Source organism: Flavobacterium undicola (genome assembly GCF_009909155.2).
Lineage (GTDB): Bacteria > Bacteroidota > Bacteroidia > Flavobacteriales > Flavobacteriaceae > Flavobacterium > Flavobacterium undicola.
Genome location: NZ_JAAAPM020000019.1, coordinates 1 through 19,374 on the forward strand (window position 1 = coordinate 1; position 19,374 = coordinate 19,374).

Sequence of the window (19,374 nt, forward strand, 5' to 3'; positions counted from 1 at the left end):
ACATACAAAATGATATAACAAAACTGAAACATTATGACTTTTATGTATATACTCGCTCACAACACAATATTACAAAAAAAGAGTCGAAGCAGAGCTTCGAGGAATTAAACCCAAGAGATTAAAAAACGGCTCTCTATATGCGTCACTTCTAGTAGCGTAGTGTATCGAGAAGTTTTGTTCCGTCCGAAGTCTCGGGACTACACAAAACACTAATAATAGTGTTTTCATTAAATGAAAAATTACAGCTTACTAATTTTCTTTTTTGCTTGATCAAAAAAGAAACAAAAAAATCAAGTCTTCCGCTTCCTCGTCGGTCAAATTAGTTTTCGAATTAGCTTCGCTCTATTCGCCTTTGGCTCGAGTCTAAAAGAAAAGAACTCGCTACGCTCAAACAGATTTTCTTTTTACGTATTCTTCAAACATTTGACGCTCGACTGCGGAAGCTAAGGGCACAATTGAATGCAAAACTAGCATAATTTAAACTGTTTTTTTAGTCTGCAAACTAAGTCTCGAATTGATGTCTTTTAATAATTATTTAAACAATTCTAAAACAACCGTTTTAATTCTCATTCGATCTTCGTTGGTTAAATTCGATCCGGATGGCAAACAAAGCCCCTTTTTGAAAAGAGATTCAGCAACAATACCACCATAAAAAGGACAAGTCGAAAAAACAGGTTGCAAGTGCATGGGTTTCCACAAAGGACGGGATTCAATATTAGCTTCTTTAAAGGCCAGTCTTAGGGTTTCACAGTTAATTCCATTTGTTTTTAAGGGATCGATTAAGATTGTGCTTAGCCAATAATTTGCAAAATAATCGTCATTAGGCACGGTAAAAACTTCGACTCCATCAATAGTATTGAATAATTCCACATAAAATTCGTGCATACTCCTCCTCAAATCGATATGAGAATCCAAAACTTCCATTTGCCCCCTACCAATACCGGCACAAATGTTACTCATTCTGTAATTATAGCCAACTTCACTATGTTGGTAGTAAGGAGCATTGTCTTTAGCTTGTGTCGCTAAAAACAGCGCCCTGTTCTTTAATACTTTCGAAGAAGCAATCAATGCCCCACCTCCTGAAGTCGTGATAATTTTACTCCCATTAAAAGAAAAGACACCTACATCTCCGAAAGTACCGCAAGCTTTTCCCTTATAACAGCTTCCTAAAGCTTCTGCGCTATCTTCTAAAATAGGAATACTATACTTATCAGCCACCAATCTGACCAATTCGATTTGATATGGAACACCATATAAATGCACCGCTATAATAGCTTTGGGCTTTTTACCTTTGGCTATACGATCTACTATTGCTTCTTCGAGTGCAACGGGACAAATATTCCAAGTCTTTATTTCACTATCAATAAAAATAGGCTTAGCACCTAAATAGAGAATTGGATTCGCTGAAGCGGCAAAAGTCATACTTTGACAGAGTACTTCATCCCCAGCCTGAACCCCTAATAATATTAACCCCAAATGAATTGCTGCTGTACCAGAGTTCAAAAGAGTCACATATCGGTTACTCAAATACTTTTCTAAATCTGCTTCAAAACAATCAAGATTAGCACCTACCGGAGCAATCCAATTGGTATCAAATGCCTCTTGAATGTACTTCAGTTCACTGCCTCCCATATGAGGAGGGGAAAGCCAAATTTTATCCTTAGACATATTTATAAAATATAAAAAAAGAAATCTATATTAGGAATGCTTCAAGTCCATTTTGCAAATAACAAAGTTACGAACCCCTAAATAACCAAAAGTCAAAGTTAATAAAAGTCCTATAGTAACCAATAGATTTAAATTTCCTTTACTATCCATATAAATAATAACCGCATTTATTCCCAATTGAAATCCTGCATAAATTAAGGAAACTAAAATATGAGAGTAGCCCATTTCATTGGCCAGATATTGGTACAAATGGGAACGGTGTGGCTGAAATATATTTTCTTTTTTAAGTAATCTGTTCATGATGGTGATAATGGCATCAATCCCATAAACGGAAAAGAAAAGGATATACCCAAATTGCCCGGACTCAATAATGGTCTTAATCATAAAATAGCCTAAAAAAAGTGCCATACTGATACTGCCAACATCTCCTGCAAAAGTTTTTGCTTTTTTTCGAACATTAAATATCCCAAAAGCAAGACATGACAATCCCATAGTAATTAATAATGGCAAACTGGCTTCATTGACAGGTAAAAAAGAAAAACTGACGATAGCCGTTACTGCATATAAAACCGTTATTCCATTAATCCCATCCATAAAATTAAACGCATTGACCCAACCAATAAGCAGTACAAATAAAACAGGGATTAACCACAATGATTCTACAAATAGGTTTAAATCATAAAAGACTAAAACAACAGCCACTATATGAGAACCAAAACGAGGCAATTGTGACAAGGGCTTAATATCATCAATAAAACTGACTGCTGCAACCAATATTACTGCCAGCATTATTGACCAAGAAACATATCCCATACAAAAAGCGACAACTATTGCAATTGGAAAAATAATCCCCCCACCACGTAACGTAATCGAAGTATGAGATGATCTGCTATTTGGTTTATCTATGATATTGTATTGATCCGCAATTTTGAAATAGAGAAGTTCAATAAGTAGAAATAATAAAAATAAGATAAGGTATTGCATAATATAAAAATGATGACTGAAATCTTTTTGTATTAATTAAACATTGATGGCTAACAGCTAATAACTCTTATGCTTCAATAAGCCCAACAGATACTCACCATAGCCTGATTTTTTCAAAGGTTCGGCTAAATCTTTGAGTTGTTTGTCGGTGATAAACCCTTGTCGCCAGGCAATCTCTTCGATACAGCCTACTTTTAGTCCCTGACGCTCTTCAATAACCTGTACAAATTGACCTGCTTGCATTAAACTATTAAAAGTACCTGTATCTAACCAGGCTGTACCTCTACTCAAGATACCAACTTTTAATTTTTCTTTTTCTAAATAGACTTTATTTACATCGGTGATTTCATATTCCCCTCTGGCACTCGGTTGAATATTTTTGGCAATTTCTACCACAGAATTATCATAAAAATACAAGCCAGGTACAGCATAATTCGATTTAGGTTTCAATGGTTTTTCTTCAATCGAAAGAGCCTTGTGATTCTCATCAAATTCTACCACTCCATAACGCTCCGGATCCGAAACATGATAGGCGAAAACTACCCCTCCATCAGGATTAGTATTCGACTGTAACAATTCATGCATATTCGATCCAAAGAAAATATTATCTCCTAATACCAAAGCAACACTATCCGATCCTATAAATTCTTCACCAATAACAAAAGCTTGTGCCAAACCATTAGGAACAGCCTGCTCTGCATAACTAAATTGACAACCAATATTAGAACCATCACCTAATAATTTTTTGAAATTAGGCAAATCATGAGGAGTAGAAATAATTAATATTTCATGAATCCCCGCCATCATCAAAGTAGATAACGGATAATAAATCATGGGCTTATCATACACAGGCATCATTTGTTTACTCATTGCCAATGTTAAGGGGTGCAAACGGGTACCGGATCCTCCGGCTAGTATAATTCCTTTCATTATTTTTAGTTATGGGTTATTATGGGTTATGAGTTTGGGGTTATTTTAAAAAACACCAAACTCATAACGTGCAACATTGTTTTAAATCTTAAACCGTTGGAGATAATTAGTTTTTGATAATGATTTTTTCGTCAGTTCGAAGCTTATTTTTTACAAAAAAAGGAATACAAAATGACTTTTATGTTTGTATCTAATTATAAATTAAATTGCTTTTATTTCCCTGTTAAAATCGTCCTTAACTTCCGCAGTCGAGCGTCAAATGTTTGAAGAATACGTAAAAAGAAAAGCTGTTTGATCCGCCGCGGCGGAGAGTTCTTTTCTTTTAGACTCGAGCCGAAGGCGAACAGAGCGAAGCTAATTCGAAAACTAATTTGACCGACGAGGAAGTGTAAGACTTGATTTTTTTGTTTCTTTTTTGATCAAGACAAATCGAAGATTCAGCGAACACCACTTAATAATAAAAGTTAAGTGAGCTAAAAAAGAAAATTAGTAAACCCTAATTTTCATTTTCAATAAAACGTCATTGACAGTAATTCAACGTGGTTAATTATACCAAAAAAAAACTTTGGATACCAATGAGTTAATCATTTTAAATACATATACACAACCGTTTCATTAAGTATTTTAGCACGAAAATCCATTCGTGAAATTCGTATAAATTCGTATAAAATTAGAATTAATTAGAATATTGCTTTTCATAATACGAAGCATAAGCCCCTGAAGTCACATTATTCAGCCAAGTTTGATTCTCCAAATACCAATTAATGGTTCTTTCCAATCCTTGTTCGAAAGTAACCGAAGGTTTCCATCCTAATTCTTTGTTTATTTTATTTGCATCGATCGCATAACGCAAATCATGCCCTGGACGGTCTTTAACATAGGAAATCAATTGCGCTGAAGTTCCTTCAGCTCTTCCCAATTTCTCATCCATTATCTTGCAAAGTAACTTTACTAAATCAATATTTTGCCATTCATTAAAACCACCAATATTATAAGTATCATGATTTTTACCTTCGTGGAAAACCAAATCGATTGCTACAGCATGATCTTCAACAAACAGCCAGTCACGGGTATATTTACCATCACCATAAACTGGTAAAGGTTTATTTTGAATAATATTATTAATAAATAACGGAATTAACTTTTCAGGAAAATGAAACGGTCCATAATTATTGGAACAATTGGTCAAAACATACGGCAAACCATAAGTCTCTCCATAAGCTCTGACAAAATGATCGGAACTGGCTTTCGAAGCCGAATAAGGAGAATTCGGATCATAGGCAGTCGTTTCTGTAAACAGCCCTTCAGCACCCAAACTTCCATAAACCTCATCAGTACTGATATGGTAAAAACGTTTCCCCTCGTAATTGCCATGCCAGATAGCCTTAGCAGCATTCAACAGATTCACTGTTCCAATGACATTCGTTTTTACAAAGGCTAACGGATCAGTTATTGAACGATCGACATGCGATTCGGCTGCCAAATGCAATACACCATCAAATTGGTATTCAGCAAACAATTCATCTAAAAAAGGAGCATCAACAATATCTCCCTTGATGAAAGTATAATTAGGTGCTTTCTCAATATCGGCAATATTCTCCAAATTCCCTGCATAAGTCAGGGCATCCAAATTAAAAATTTGATATTCCGGATATTGATTTACAAAACGTCTCACAACATGCGAACCTATAAATCCGGCACCACCGGTAATTAGTATTTTTTTCATTTATTTCTAATTTTACGAATTAATCCGAATTGACACGAATTAATAAATTCTTTTTTTGTTTTCCTCTACCTCTAAATTTCTTTTTCTTTCCCCTCCCTAAAGGGTGGAAAAAGAAATTTACTAACTTCCAGCTTCTAACTTCTAACTTTTAAAAGTTCCATACATTTTTTCAAACTCTCTTTATACTCAGGAACCACCACCCCAAAAGTGGTTTTGATTTTAGTTTTATCCAATAAAGAATATTGTGGGCGTTTCGCCGGTGTAGGATATACTGATGAAGGGATTCCACTGATGGCACAATCAAACTGACCAATTTCTTGTATTGCCAAGGCAAATTCGTACCAACTGATTTCTCCTTCATTAGAGAAGTTATAAATTCCGGCTTCCCAGATATCATGTGTCAATATTGTCATAATGGCTTGCGCTAAATCGGCCGCATAGGTTGGACTTCCTATTTGGTCGTTTACCACATTTAAGCTATCACGTTCTTCCATTAAGCGTGACATTGTTTTGACAAAATTATTCCCAAAACTGGAATAGACCCACGAAGTTCTGAGAATAATGGCGTTTGGATTTTCACGTAAACAAGCCTGTTCTCCCGCTAATTTAGTAACACCATAAACGTTTATTGGATTAGGTTGGGCTGTTTCAGTCAAGGCTGTCGATGCCGTTCCGTCAAACACATAATCCGTCGAAACATGAACCAATTGACAATCGTTCGCATGACTCCATCGAGCCAATACCGCCACCGACTGATGGTTCAACACATCCGACAAATCAAACTCCGATTCGGCCTTATCAACCGCGGTATGTGCCGCACAGTTGATGATAATTTGAGGATTAATATTAGTTAATTCTATTTCTAATTTTTCCAGATTACACAAATCCAATTCCTGATAATCGGTAAAAATCCACTCAAATAGGGGATATGCTTTTGATAAAAGTCGTAATTCCGACCCTAATTGTCCATTCCCTCCTGTAATTAGTATTTTTTTCATTTATTTTTTTATCTAACGAATTAAAACGAATTAATCCAAATTATAAACTTCCTTTAAGCGTGTACAACTCATCCCTATAGCTATCGGGACTGATAACCGACAACTGACAACCCACAACCGAGTCTTCAATTAAAAAGCTGGGTGCCTAGCAACGTGGTCGTATTAAATTTTCTTGGCAAAACTTTCAATGTATTGTAAATCCGACTACTAAATTTAACGTGGATAAAAGCAAGCCATAAATCTTTATTTTCTGGTGGACTTAGTTCAAAAGCCAACTGACAAACTCCTGCTTTCTTTTCCAATACAATTTCATTACTGTAAACCGTTTCATAAGTATCATTGACACAATCCCAATTAGCCATTGCGATTTGAAAATGTACCTGACTGGCTTCAGCAGGCCAATCGATATGTTGCAACGGATTAATAGTTTTAATACTAATCGCTCTCTTTTCCCAGTTAAAAGCAATCTTCTTTTTTAAGACTTTGGTAAGTGGTCTTCCCTTATTACCTTCAAAACCGGTCAAAAACTCCAAAGCTGCTGCCGACTGCATTCCCGTATGCAATTGCCTTTGTCCGCGCTCATGCTCCTTATCCTCTTTAATAATTGCGTGCAACAGTTGATTGGTTCTTCCGGCTATCGAACCATCTTTGGCATGATCATAAAATGCTTTAACCAGCTGCCGGAAAATACGCCCTTTTTTGGCACAAAGACCAAAATCTTTACTATGCAGCTTCATAGGAGTAAAAATAGGATTCTCTTTAAAGCTCTTTTTGCTATTGCCCGTTTTTCCTTTTTCCCGAACTATATTACCGTCAGGGGTAATATAAAAATTCAAATCATCAAGTGTACCAACAATTTGAACAGGTCCAAATGCTTTTGCCATATCTTTTCTTTTAAAAATAAGAATTATATTCATTATTTTTAACTGAATTTTTAATGCATTTTGAAGCATTATTATAAAACAGTTCATCTCGAGCTAAGTCGAGAGACGCACCCCATAACCCATCCCGATGGCTATCGGAATCGGAACCCACAACTGAGAACTCACAACCGACAACTGACTACTTATCCAGATTGCTATCGGAACTCATAACCGACAACTCACAACTCATAACTGACAACCCATATAATGCTAATTCTCGATTTAGATTAGATAAATTCGTGATAATTCGTGACAATTCGCATTTTAAAACTCCCAATCAATATCCTTCTCCGATACAATAACTTCATCCGGACTCAGCTGCCAATCAATCGCCAACGTAGGATCATCATAACGAATTCCTCTCTCACTTTCCTTGTGATACAACTGATCTACTTTGTACATCACAGAGGCCGTTTCGCTCAAAACCGAGAAACCGTGTGCAAATCCATGTGGAACCATCAATTGCTCTTAACCACGTTTTTTTTTTTACAGATTATCAATTTCGTTGCAAACGGTATTTATATGGTCAAGCCCATATAACAGTGCCGATTCATTTATTTGCATCCATTGAAAAAGTTGTAAAATCATATTATAATGTTGTCTTGCATACGTTGTACTTTTTACTGGCTGACCTGGCAAAAAGCAAATGGGCTCGTGATGGGCCATTCTATTTCTGATGTCATTTAGTTTTGCAAGTTGGTTAAAAATATAAGTGTTGTTGTACTGTAAAGCTGGTGTTGAAATTGGTTTTGAAGGAAACACTTTTAAAAGAATTCTATTCGTTGCATTAAATTGATTTTGGGCAAACATAAACCGCCAAAATCCAAAACCCAGTTCAGCCACTAATTTGAAATGGGTATAGTTGTTTAATTTACCCATTGCCTCATTAATGTTTTTTGAAGTCATACGACATTTTCCGTTATCAAACATTCCTCCTCCAATTGCCCCATCTCTCAACCAATCATTACCAAAAGTTAAAACACACTTGGTATCAATAGCATTTCTTAATGCCACTTCAAAGCAACTTATCACGGTAAAAAGTTCCTGGGTCAATTGTAGATTTTTCCTGTAAAGTGTCATTGCTTTTCTCGAATTACCTCTACAAGCTATTAAATAGCGATTCATACGTGCAGGAGTCATTATACTTTCAAAGTCACTATACCTCATTTGTTTTATTGTTTGCTCAAATCACTTATTTGTTTTATCTTTGCACTATCTTATTCCCATTAGTCCCTGAAGAAATTCAAACTAATGGGTTTCGTTTTTTATAAGCCTGCTCCTTTTGATTACAACCAGGCCAAACCTTAAACTTTTAAACCCTTAAACCCATAACCGACAACACACAACTTCTCCCCGTCATCCTGAGCTTGCCGAAAGACACAACTGCCTTCTAAAACTCCCAATCGATGTCATTAAAACTAGGCAAAATAATATCCTTTTCCGAAACAATAACTTCTTCCGGTTTCAATTGCCAATCAATATTTAATACAGGATCATCATAACGGATTCCTCTCTCACTTTCCTTATGATACAACTGATCTACTTTGTATAATACTGAAGCTGTTTCACTCAAAACCGAAAAACCATGTGCAAAACCATGCGGCACCATTAATTGCTTTTTATTTTCAGCGCTTAATACCACACTCACATGCTCTCCATAAGTTGGTGAATTTTTACGCAAATCTACCGCTACATCCAGGATTTCTCCTTCAAGAACACGAACTAATTTTGCCTGAGCAAAAGGATTAATCTGCAGATGCAATCCTCGAATCACCCCTCGTTTAGAGAAAGACTGGTTGTCTTGTATAAACTGATAATTAATTCCATTCTCCTGGAATTTCGCCTGATTGTAGGCCTCAAAAAAATACCCACGCGAATCCTCAAATACGGTGGGGTTGATGATTACTAAATCTTCTATTGTTGTTTTTTCAATGGTCATTTTTATTTTTTATTTTAAATGATTCGAATGTTTGTAATAATCCTGCCTTAGCCTTAACTGGCAAAGGTTTTCCAATAGCAGCTATGATCTTTTGATTACTCACCTCATAATTTTCGGTTAGTTTTTGCAACCGTTCCGAATTAAGAGGCAAGTGTAGATAATCCCCAAATTTTGCAATCTTTCTAATCCAGGAAGAAGGAATATTAAAAATGATAGATTTTTTTCCTAAAGTTGTTCCTAACAATTGAATCAATTCATTCGTGGACAAGGATTCATCATCAGCTACCTGATAAACTCCGGAAGGAATCGCTTCATTATTTAACAATTCTTTGATCACAAAACAAAGATTTTCTATACTCAGAAATGATCTTTTATTTTCAAAAGCTCCTAATGGCCAAGGCAATCCTTTAGCAACCAATTGGTATAATAAATTTAAATTCCCTTTATTTCCGGGACCGTGAATCATGCAAGGCCTGAGTATATACGCCCGTTTGCCTTCCGGCAATTCCTTATTTAATATATATTGCTCGGCCTGATATTTAGCAATACCATAATGCGTTTTAGGATTCGGTATTTCATCTTCGCTTAATACTGCTTTCACTTCATCGGCAACTGCTTTCACAGTACTCATGAAAATAAAAACCTTGGCACCTGAAAGCAAAAAAGTATCAAACAATTGCTTGGTTAACTCAAAATTAGCTTCATAATAGTCCTGCGGATGAGACACTTTCTTTAAGTCGTGTGCTTTGCCTGCAAGATGAATTAAGGCATCTGCATTAATTTCAAATGTTTGATCAGGTTGATAACGAATACTCAATGTCTTTAGCTCATGGGGAAATTTTAAATATTCTAAAAGATTGATTCCTACAAATCCTGAAGCCCCTGTTATAGAAATTTTCATTTACTTAAATTGAGATAAAGCTTCTTTATTTATTTTTTCTCTTTCAGAATCAAAAAACCAACCCCACTTATTAAAATAAGTTATTGCAGAATTTACAAATATTTTAAATAATTTACGACTCTTATTTGCTCCCGAATCATAACCATGATAAACCGAAACTCTCGGAAAATAAATAGTTTTATATTGCTGATGCATCCTTCTGGAAAGATCCCAATCTTCAAAATACATAAAAAAGTTATCGTCATACATCCCCACTTTTTTTATAGCATCCAAATTAAGCAAAGTAAAACATCCTGAAAGCACAGGTGCATTGTAGATAAAATCTTTTGGCACTTCTCTTAATTCATATTTGTTGATGAATTTCTCATATGCCTTTGTTGGTTTTTTAATTTTTCTTTTCAATATACTAAACGGACTAGGCAAAAGTTTGGGTAAATTCTGAATACTACCATCTTCATTTAGAATCTGAGGCATCATCATTCCTATTGACTCATCCTCTTCAATATATTCTAACATTACCGAAACAACATCTCCTTCAAAATAAATATCCGGATTTACAATAAAATGAAACTGAGAGCCCGATTGAATTGCTTTATTTATAGCTATATTATGCGAAGCCCCAAATCCTGGATTAGCAGGGTTGTGGATATATTCTATTCGTGCATCATTACTTAACTCACGCAAATTATCGAAGAGTGAATTATCAATTAAAAAAAGTTTAATATCCAAATTTTGATTAAAAATACTATCAATAGTTTTCTTAATTTCAAATAAATCAGTGTTATATAGCACAATGGAAGCCGAAAGCATTCTGTTGTTCATAAATATATATTTTTAATTGGATTTATTGCATTAGGGTTTATTGCATTTATTCTATAATCCCCAAAATCGATATTCCACGAAGATTTGCCATTATCTGCAAAAGAACTTTTATCAAATAAAAAAGGAGTCCCATTTTCCAGAACGACAGCTAATTTATATCCTAAGTTAAGAACTATTGTAGACAAAGCAACTTCTCCTTTTCTAATTAACAATAATTTATGATTAATTCCCTTACCTGGAAAACTGCCATTAACTTCAACCACTTCTCGTAAAACATCTATTGTGGTTAGTAAAAAAAAACTCTGTAAATGAGGATTATAGTTATTTATAATAAAACTTTGATAAATTTTTGAATTTACAGATATCCCCATCATTCCGATAGAAGTATTTTCTTTAAAATAATCAAGATATCCATCGATAAATTCTTTCTGCAACTTGTTCACTGAACTGTTACTTAAAATAACATATTGATTATCAATTTCTTTAATCCTATCATAGAATCTTTCATATCCAGAGAAGTCCATACCTACATTAGAAACTTCAATTACATTTACATTTTCAATTTTTTTATCCATTAAAGAAGATTCCGAAACTGTTACTGTTAAATCAACATCATACTTTCCTTTATATTTAAGAAATCTTGATAATTGATAATCCAAACCACATTCAAATTCTTTAATATTCTTAATTATTTTTTCTCTTTTACCTTTATACCCACCCCATTCGTGTACACACACTTTTACAAAATTGCCAAGTACTGGTTTTCTTATTTTTAATGGAATGTTTTTTTTTCTATACTTTCCAAAGTTCCATTTCATATAATTAATCATGAAATAAACTGGAAGCAATAATAATTCAGTTAAAATTATTGTATAAAAAGCATATTTAGAATATTGTTTCATTTATTATTTTTTTCATAATCACAAATATTTTTTATAGAATTACTGAAGGTATCGTTAAATTCAAATGACTTAAATTTCTTATATCCATTATGCCCAAGATTTAGGCATTCTGTCTTATTATCTAGTAAAAAAATCATTTTTTCCATTAGATCACTTTTTTTAAGTGGATCAATAAACAAGCAATCCTTACCATCAACCAAAATTTCTCTCAATCCAGTTTCTCTTGTCATAATAACAGCCTTAGAATATGATAATGCTTCAAGAGCTACTAATCCCCAAGATTCGTTATAAGAAGGCTGGACTAATACATCAATCTTAGAAAAAAATAGAGAAACATCACTATTATATTCAAGTAATTCAATTTTATCTGAAATGTTTAACTCTATTACTTTTTCAATTATTTCATTACGTAATATTCCTTCTCCGGCAATTATCAATTTGATTTCTCCTAAATTTCTTTTAAGAATTTCATCAAATGCTTCTAAAAGTGTTAAAATATTCTTTTCTCTTACCAATGCTCCTAAAAAACCAAAACAAAATTCATTTTTATCTAGCTGTTTAGAAACAGTTACTGGAGTTCTAACAGGGGGGTAAACTATATTAGCTTTAGAAATTTTTATAGAAAGTGTCTTTTCCCAGCTTTTCACACTATAATTTGAAACAAAAATTGAGTTGATTTTCTTTGAAAGGAAGAGTTTTTTATAAACTTTTCGAAAATAATTCGGAATTATTTTTACTTTTTCGTTAGGCTGTTCATGTACATGCCATATAACTTTAGTTGGGGTTAAAAATGATAAAACAATCCCAATAAAATTTACGGTAGAATTTATATAAATTACTTTTATTTTATTTAAATAACAAAATAATACTAAATAGATTAATCCTGGAATATTAATTATGTTACAAACAATACTTTTAAAAGTGTTAGAGGAATTTGATCTGTAAAATACTGATTCTGCATAAATATCAGTATTTAACAATTTTACAAATTCTAAACCTTGAAATTTTGGATAAATAACATATCTCTTATATTCTTTATCTTCAAACGTATTATTAATTACAAAACTCAATACATTCTGTGCACCTCCAGCTTTTCCTGAATGAGTAATAAAAAGAATATTCTTCATTTATTTGTTATCACAATTGTTTATTCGCTTCTTCTTTAAATCGCTCTTGTCCTGTACTTTTTAAATTAAAAGTTTTATAAATAAAATAGTTTTGATATGGATTGACAGCACTTCTAATGAAAAAAAACTCACTGCATTGATAAAAATTAATTGCTATAACAAATACAAAAACGCCAATTTTACTATGTTTTTTTTGTACCAAATCCAACAATAAAGGAATTCCCATTACTAAGCCAAATATAAAATAAAAATTTATCCTGCTATTTATATTGATTGATTCCCAAAGAATTTCTCTGCAAAAAACATAGAAAAATAACGAATTTAAAATTAAATTAAAATATACAAATCTATCTGCTAAGATTTTCCTATTATAAACTAAAATAAAAAGTACAATAATATTAAAAAAAACCTTAATGTTTAAACCCCAAATATTATCAGAAGTGGAATAATAAAAAAGTTTAAACATTGCTGTTGCAGGCATAATCTTGGTCAGTACATCATCTACTATTATGTTAATTATTGATATTTTCATAGATATAACGATAAGTCCAAAAAGTGTAAGTACAACTATAAATGAAGAGCTTATTTTTTTATTAAATAACCAATATAGAACTAGGCCGATTAAAGCAGAAGCATGGAAAAAAGAAGCTAAGATAACCATGAAAAAATACTTAATCATTTTTCTTTCAAGGATAAATCTGAAAGAATATAAAAAAATATTTACTGCTATAGCTTGTCTAATTCCACTCATATCAAGAGTGAAGTAAACAAAAGAAAAATAAATTAATAAAGCAATGAATTTATATTTACTGAGATACTTCTGAAAACTATTGAATAAAAGAAAGCTTGTAACTAGCGAGATAAAAAAGAACATTATATTAATTTCTGTTCCAAATGATCTAAATAATGAATTTAATAAAAGATAACCTGGCTCAGCAACTACCTCTGAAATTTTCTCATTTATAATTGCATCTTTAAAAGTATAAGTATCGAGATAAATATCTTTATAGGCATAATAGTCAATACCGGTTTCGTATCTTAATCCTGCCGTAAACCAAAACAGAAAAAAAAGAAATATATAAATGTATTTAGAATATTCCTTTCCATCCACAGCAATACTAACTAAACATGCTGCACACAAAACAATAAAGAATAGAAAATAATACATACTTTAGTTAAATTTTGAATTCAAATGTTAATGTATTTCTTCTTTTAAAGCTTCGAGATATTTCATGCCAAATTTTAAATCTGGTTCCATGTAGTTCCCTTCTGCCCATTCATTCCAAGATTTAACAAAAATAATTCTTTCATCAGGCTTTTTATCTTTGACTGTATTAACAACCTGTGCTACATGTTTTCTAAACAATTCAGGAGTTGATTCATGTAAAATTATCCCTTCTCTTCCACTGCGCGGAGTATGATCCCAATTGGGAAATATAGATGGGAATACATCTTTGTCTTTATCTTCACTTCCAGAAAACCACTTCAAAACATTAGAATAATTATATATTCTTGGATAATTAAATATATTTATTTTAATCCTTTGCATTATTTTTTGAATATAATTCCTCTTTTTTATGAAATCAAACATTCTGACTACATTAATCGCTTCAAAGCCTAAATTTAAAATTGTATCCTTATCTTCAATATTGGGTGTTTGCGCAATAAAATATATACCTTCTAATCCATTTTCTCTAGCTAGTTTATTCCATAATTCTATAAAGATTGAAACATCCTTAAATTCAATAGATTTGTAAATCATAAATAAAGGTTTACCATTCACTTTAATATATCTTTTATCTTTAAAGGCAGGTAAAACTTCATAAAAATGAGCTGTATAGTCATCTATACCTGGATATAATTGCTCTATCAATAAGTTTCTATTCTTTAATCCATGTGCAAACCCTTTCCAACTTTCATTAGCCCAAGCTAGACAGAAAGGAAAATCAGGCTCACCGGAACTTACAACTTCATTGAAGGGGCGTTCTATCAGTCTTTTTCCATTTCCAAACCAATAATGCCAGTAACAAAATCCCTCGACACCAAACTCTCTAGCCATATCAGCTTGAGCTTTTCTGGTTTCGGGAACTCTTAAATCATAATATCCCAAATCTGCAGGTACTCTTGGTTGATAATGCTTTTTATAGAAACGTTTAGCTTTTCCTACATTAGTCCACTCAGTAAATCCTTTTCCCCACCATATATCATTTTCTGGTATAGGATGGAATTGTGGCAAATAAAATGCTATTACTCGTGCTCTTTTTTCCATTATATTAATTGTCTTATTATTTTTGCCGGATTACCAGCAACAACACAGTTTTTAGGTATTGATTTTGTGACCACTGAATTTGCTCCAACTATACTGTTCTCTCCTATTGTTACATTAGGTAAAACAACAACTCCTTCACCCAGCCATACATTATCTTCAATGATAACTGGTCCTTTACTGTATAGCTTCCTTTTAGCAGGTGGAAGTAACAAAGCTTCTACTGTTATTTCGCCATGTGAATGATCACTTATATAAACTTTACTTGCAATTAAAACATTATTACCTATAATTATTTTATTGATAGCCCCAATATGGCAATCTTTTTGTATCAAAACCTGATCTCCAATAATTATTTCCGGAGAAAAATTATCCCCAAGAAACTTGTCGAATGCTTCTAATCTTAATCTTTGATCAAATCCAACATTATTTCCTAGTTTTATATATTTTCCTCCCTGCAGATTTAAAGGATAATGAATGTAAACATTTTCAGCTTGTTTAAATTCATTTACTTTCCACATAGAATACAATAAATTCCTCCTTGTATTAAACCAATCAACTAGCCTTGGAGAAAAAACAACATACGCAGGATATAGTATACTACTTAATGTTTTTTTTATAATTTGTTTCATCTTGTTATTTTTTTTAGCCAAAACGAAATTAACATTGGATACAAATAAAGTTCATACCAATATTTTTTAAAAATTATCTTAACAACTCCATTTGTATCAAAAACAAAAAATTGTTTATTATTTACAAAAAGAGTTAATAACCACGGATAAACAAAATACCTACAAAGTCTGTATTTTTCAATCTCATAAGACAACAAAGAAAATTTCTCTTGTTTTATAATAGATAAATATTTGTTTATAAAAGTATCAAACACATTGTAACCTCCTTTTTTATTTGGTGTAATTACATCAAATAAATCTTCAAAATAAATTATTGTCTTTTTGTTATTTTCAATAATTCTATAACTCCAATCTACTTGAACAAATTGCAATTCAGCATATCGGTCTTTGTTTTTTATTTTTTCAAAATCTTCTCTCCAAACTCCAAAATTAGCTATCCAAGTACTTAAAAAACTAACTGTATTCAAATATTTTTTTTTATAGCATATTTCTACTTCGCAATTTGAATAAAGAAATGTATTTCCATAAAAAAATAGATTAGAATCATCTCCCCGGTGTTTTTCAATTCTATCCAGTATTGCTTTCAAAGCCCCTTCTTTAAACAAAAGAGTATCATTAAAAAGTTTTATATAACTCCCCGTAGCATATTCTAAAACTACCGAATAGTTACGGTCTTTGATATTTTCTTCATTTCGATAATACCTCACCAAGGGATATTTACCAACTACTTCAGTTGTATTATCAGTAGAACAATTATCAGAAACAATGACTTCTATAAGGTTAACATTAAATTCAGGATTAAAAAAAAGTTTTTTTAATGTTTCATCTAATACCTCAGCTCGATTATAAGTTGGAATACATATCGATAATAATTTATTACTCATTATGCCATTCTTTTTTCTTAGTTATAAATATAAAATATGTCCAAATTGTCCCGATGACAGTCAAAATCATGTAGCCCAACGTAATTCCCATTACTCCAAAATAATGCCCTAAACCAATCGTTGAGAGACAACAAAGTCCTCCCATAACAACACTTTGTACCAACATCGGTTCTTTTTTATGACAACGAAGATACAGTGCCCAAGAGCCAACTATATGATTTAATAAAATCGGAATCATCATGAAAAACAAGGGAAAAAAGGACAAAAAACGATTTGCAAAATTTTTACCTCCTATTTTAATATCAAAATAACGTAAAATAAAAATCAAAGAAAAAAAAGCAATAAGTCCAAAAGCATTTAAAACCGTTGACTGAAGGAGTGTTTTATTAAATAAATTGTCTAATTCCTTATAATCTTTTTGAGCAATTAAACCCGAAAAAACTGGTACTTTAGTTGTAATCCAACTGAATGCCAATGAAAAAATCGCATTTAGAATAGTCAAAGTCATTCCCATTTGTCCTGCTACAATAGCTCCTTCGGTAGCAAAAAGTACGGGATTAAAAAGCTGAAAAATAAAGTATCCACTTATCCAACTCAAGGCTATTTTCCATTGAAAAGGAAAAATTTCTAATCGATAATTTACCTTCCATTTGCTTATTTTATTCCAAACAAAAACCAATAATTTTAATTTCGAACTAAACAATATCCAAACAGGTACAATAGTAAAAGCTAAAATTGCTGCTATCGGACTTGAATACAGTTTAAATCCTAACGAGAAAAAAACCAGAACTAAAAAAAGTTGAATAATTTGTTGGAAAAGCCTGATTTTCGCTACTTCCTTAACCCTACCTAGTCCTTCAAAAAAAGCCAATATCGGCGAAACCATTAACGATAAAGATGTTGTAACAGATAGTACTAACCACGGGATTTGCCATTCGATCAACCTATCATTCTTTCCAAATCTATCAAAGAAAAAGTAGCCTGCTATTAATAATCCGATAAATAATAATATTGCAATTACAGCAAACCATTTAATTGTAAACCGTAATAGCGAAGACAATCTGGAGCTTGATTCTGCAGAACCAATAAAACTGATTCTGTCATTCCAAATCAAATTGGCATTTTCATGTGCCACAAACTGAGTAATAATCCCTGAAAGTCCTAATTCAAAAAAAACCTGAATGGCTAATATACTACCAAAAGTATAATAATATCCTTGTTCAACTTTGGTTAAACATTTAGCAATAAAAATTAGTGTTACTACTCCACCACTAGCCTGAATAATTCTTGACAAAATCGTAAAAGCAATCGCACCGTCAATTCCTATTCTGTTTGACGCCTTCTTAATTAAATTTATCACATTAAGAATTTAAATATTCCCTAATCACGTTTGCAATATAATCATAATGTGTTTCATTTAATCCTGGCCATACCCCTAACCAAAACGACTGATTCATAATAGTATCCGTATTGCCTAAATCGCCTACCACTCTGTGTTCAATATTAGCATAAGCGGGTTGTCTCAATAAATTACCCCCAAACAACAAACGGGTTCCAATTTTATTTTTTTCCAAATGTTGTACCAGCATGTGACGATCAGCAGCATCGCCTTCTCTCAAGGTCAAAAGAAAACCAAACCATGAAGGATCCGAATTAGGAGTTGGTTCCGGTAAGATGAATACTTCTTCAAACTCTTTCATGCGTTCATACAAAGCCGCATAATTTTCTCTACGTCTTTGTACAAATCCGTCAATTTTCTTGATTTGAGATACCCCAAAAGCAGCCTGCATATCAGTAACCTTTAAATTGAAACCAATATGAGAATAGGTATATTTGTGATCATATCCATAAGGCAGTGTCCCTAACTGTTGTCCAAAACGACAACCACAGGTATCATCTTTCCCTGGTTCGCAATAGCAATCACGTCCCCAGTCACGGAAACTTTCTGCCAGTTTTGATAAAATAGGATTATTTATTAAAACTGCACCACCTTCTCCCATAGTAATATGATGTGCAGGGTAAAAAGAGAATGTAGAAATATCCCCAAAAGTTCCCGTCTTCTTTCCTTTGTAAGTAGCTCCTAAAGAATCGCAATCGTCTTCTACTACCCAAAGATTGTATTTTTTGGCAACTCGCATTACCTCATCCAAATCAAAAGGATTACCTAAGGAGTGTGCAATCATAATCGCTTTGGTTTTAGGACTCACTGCAGCTTCAATCATATCTGATTTTACATTATGTGTTGCAATATCAACATCGATAAAAACTGGAATTGCTCCAAACTGAATGATTGGATTGATTGTTGTCGGAAAACCAGCCGCAACCGTAATTACTTCATCCCCTGGTTTAATAGCTCTCTCTCCTAATTTTGGAGAAGTCAAAGCATAAAAAGCTACTAAATTAGCAGAAGAACCTGAATTCACTAAAAGAGATCTATGTGCTCCAAAATAAGCAGCAAAATCTGCTTCAAATTTATTAGCAAAGCGACCTGCTGTTAACCACCCATCAAGAGCTGCATCGACTCCCATTAAAATATCTTCTTCGTCTAATACTTTTCCTGTAACAGGAATATAGTTTTCTCCTGCAATAATAACTTGAGTTGATTTCTTTTTTGCAATTTCTCTTAAGCTATTTAATAGAGAATCTTCTTTTAAATTTTGTAACATATTAAT

18 protein-coding genes and 1 pseudogene are annotated in these 19,374 nt (G+C 32.7%); all 19 read right to left on the reverse strand.

Annotation, left to right across the window (positions count from 1 at the left end; translation table 11 throughout):
- Positions 1-531: 531 nt before the first annotated feature.
- Positions 532-1,668, reverse strand: a complete 1,137-nt coding sequence (locus tag GTZ96_RS11760; protein ID WP_161644126.1) for a DegT/DnrJ/EryC1/StrS family aminotransferase — start codon at positions 1,666-1,668, stop codon at positions 532-534.
- A 30-nt stretch (positions 1,669-1,698) separates the two neighbouring features.
- Positions 1,699-2,652: an MraY family glycosyltransferase gene (locus tag GTZ96_RS11765; protein WP_161644127.1), complete on the reverse strand. Its 954-nt coding sequence runs from the start codon at positions 2,650-2,652 to the stop codon at positions 1,699-1,701.
- A 57-nt stretch (positions 2,653-2,709) separates the two neighbouring features.
- The gene (rfbA, locus tag GTZ96_RS11770) at positions 2,710-3,582 is read right to left on the reverse strand and encodes a glucose-1-phosphate thymidylyltransferase RfbA (RefSeq protein ID WP_161644128.1); all 873 of its coding nucleotides are present in this window, start codon (positions 3,580-3,582) and stop codon (positions 2,710-2,712) included.
- A 676-nt stretch (positions 3,583-4,258) separates the two neighbouring features.
- Entirely contained in the window at positions 4,259-5,308 is a 1,050-nt protein-coding gene (gene rfbB, locus GTZ96_RS11775; protein ID WP_161644129.1) for a dTDP-glucose 4,6-dehydratase, read from the reverse strand.
- Positions 5,309-5,442: 134 nt separating this feature from the next.
- Positions 5,443-6,306: a dTDP-4-dehydrorhamnose reductase gene (gene rfbD, locus GTZ96_RS11780; RefSeq protein ID WP_161644130.1), complete on the reverse strand. Its 864-nt coding sequence runs from the start codon at positions 6,304-6,306 to the stop codon at positions 5,443-5,445.
- 125 nt (positions 6,307-6,431) lie between these two features.
- On the reverse strand, positions 6,432-7,223 hold the full coding sequence (locus GTZ96_RS11785; RefSeq protein ID WP_181033182.1) for a hypothetical protein: 792 nt from the start codon (positions 7,221-7,223) through the stop codon (positions 6,432-6,434).
- 270 nt (positions 7,224-7,493) lie between these two features.
- Positions 7,494-7,697 (reverse strand): annotated as a pseudogene (locus tag GTZ96_RS11790) (dTDP-4-dehydrorhamnose 3,5-epimerase family protein); the annotation flags it as partial.
- Positions 7,698-7,715: 18 nt separating this feature from the next.
- The gene (locus GTZ96_RS11795) at positions 7,716-8,396 is read right to left on the reverse strand and encodes an Abi family protein (RefSeq protein WP_161644132.1); all 681 of its coding nucleotides are present in this window, start codon (positions 8,394-8,396) and stop codon (positions 7,716-7,718) included.
- A 223-nt stretch (positions 8,397-8,619) separates the two neighbouring features.
- Complete coding sequence (gene rfbC / locus GTZ96_RS11800; RefSeq protein ID WP_161644133.1) at positions 8,620-9,168, reverse strand: dTDP-4-dehydrorhamnose 3,5-epimerase; 549 nt, start codon at positions 9,166-9,168, stop codon at positions 8,620-8,622.
- The gene (locus GTZ96_RS11805) at positions 9,158-10,069 is read right to left on the reverse strand and encodes an NAD-dependent epimerase/dehydratase family protein (protein ID WP_161644134.1); all 912 of its coding nucleotides are present in this window, start codon (positions 10,067-10,069) and stop codon (positions 9,158-9,160) included. The genes rfbC and GTZ96_RS11805 overlap by 11 nt, the downstream gene beginning before the upstream one ends.
- Positions 10,070-10,891 carry a glycosyltransferase gene (locus GTZ96_RS11810; protein ID WP_161644135.1) on the reverse strand — a complete coding sequence of 274 codons (822 nt, stop codon included), beginning with the start codon at positions 10,889-10,891 and terminating at the stop codon, positions 10,070-10,072. It abuts the gene before it with no gap.
- A complete protein-coding gene (locus tag GTZ96_RS11815; RefSeq protein ID WP_161644136.1) occupies positions 10,888-11,793 on the reverse strand; it encodes a hypothetical protein in 906 nt (301 codons plus the stop codon). Before GTZ96_RS11815 ends, GTZ96_RS11810 begins: the two co-directional genes overlap by 4 nt.
- Complete coding sequence (locus GTZ96_RS11820; RefSeq protein ID WP_161644137.1) at positions 11,790-12,920, reverse strand: glycosyltransferase family 4 protein; 1,131 nt, start codon at positions 12,918-12,920, stop codon at positions 11,790-11,792. The genes GTZ96_RS11815 and GTZ96_RS11820 overlap by 4 nt, the downstream gene beginning before the upstream one ends.
- A 10-nt stretch (positions 12,921-12,930) precedes the next feature.
- On the reverse strand, positions 12,931-14,088 hold the full coding sequence (locus GTZ96_RS11825) for an EpsG family protein (protein ID WP_161644138.1): 1,158 nt from the start codon (positions 14,086-14,088) through the stop codon (positions 12,931-12,933).
- A 27-nt stretch (positions 14,089-14,115) separates the two neighbouring features.
- On the reverse strand, positions 14,116-15,189 hold the full coding sequence (locus tag GTZ96_RS11830; protein ID WP_161644139.1) for a glycosyltransferase WbsX family protein: 1,074 nt from the start codon (positions 15,187-15,189) through the stop codon (positions 14,116-14,118).
- On the reverse strand, positions 15,189-15,818 hold the full coding sequence (locus GTZ96_RS11835; RefSeq protein ID WP_207720183.1) for an acyltransferase: 630 nt from the start codon (positions 15,816-15,818) through the stop codon (positions 15,189-15,191). The genes GTZ96_RS11830 and GTZ96_RS11835 overlap by 1 nt, the downstream gene beginning before the upstream one ends.
- The gene (locus GTZ96_RS11840; RefSeq protein ID WP_161644140.1) at positions 15,815-16,702 is read right to left on the reverse strand and encodes a glycosyltransferase family 2 protein; all 888 of its coding nucleotides are present in this window, start codon (positions 16,700-16,702) and stop codon (positions 15,815-15,817) included. The genes GTZ96_RS11835 and GTZ96_RS11840 overlap by 4 nt, the downstream gene beginning before the upstream one ends.
- On the reverse strand, positions 16,695-18,062 hold the full coding sequence (locus tag GTZ96_RS11845) for a lipopolysaccharide biosynthesis protein (RefSeq protein ID WP_161644141.1): 1,368 nt from the start codon (positions 18,060-18,062) through the stop codon (positions 16,695-16,697). The genes GTZ96_RS11840 and GTZ96_RS11845 overlap by 8 nt, the downstream gene beginning before the upstream one ends.
- 1 nt (position 18,063) lies before the next feature.
- Positions 18,064-19,368 (reverse strand): lipopolysaccharide biosynthesis protein RfbH, encoded by a 1,305-nt coding sequence (gene rfbH / locus GTZ96_RS11850; protein WP_161644142.1) that lies wholly within the window; start codon positions 19,366-19,368, stop codon positions 18,064-18,066.
- Between the last annotated feature and the right edge of the window lie 6 nt (positions 19,369-19,374).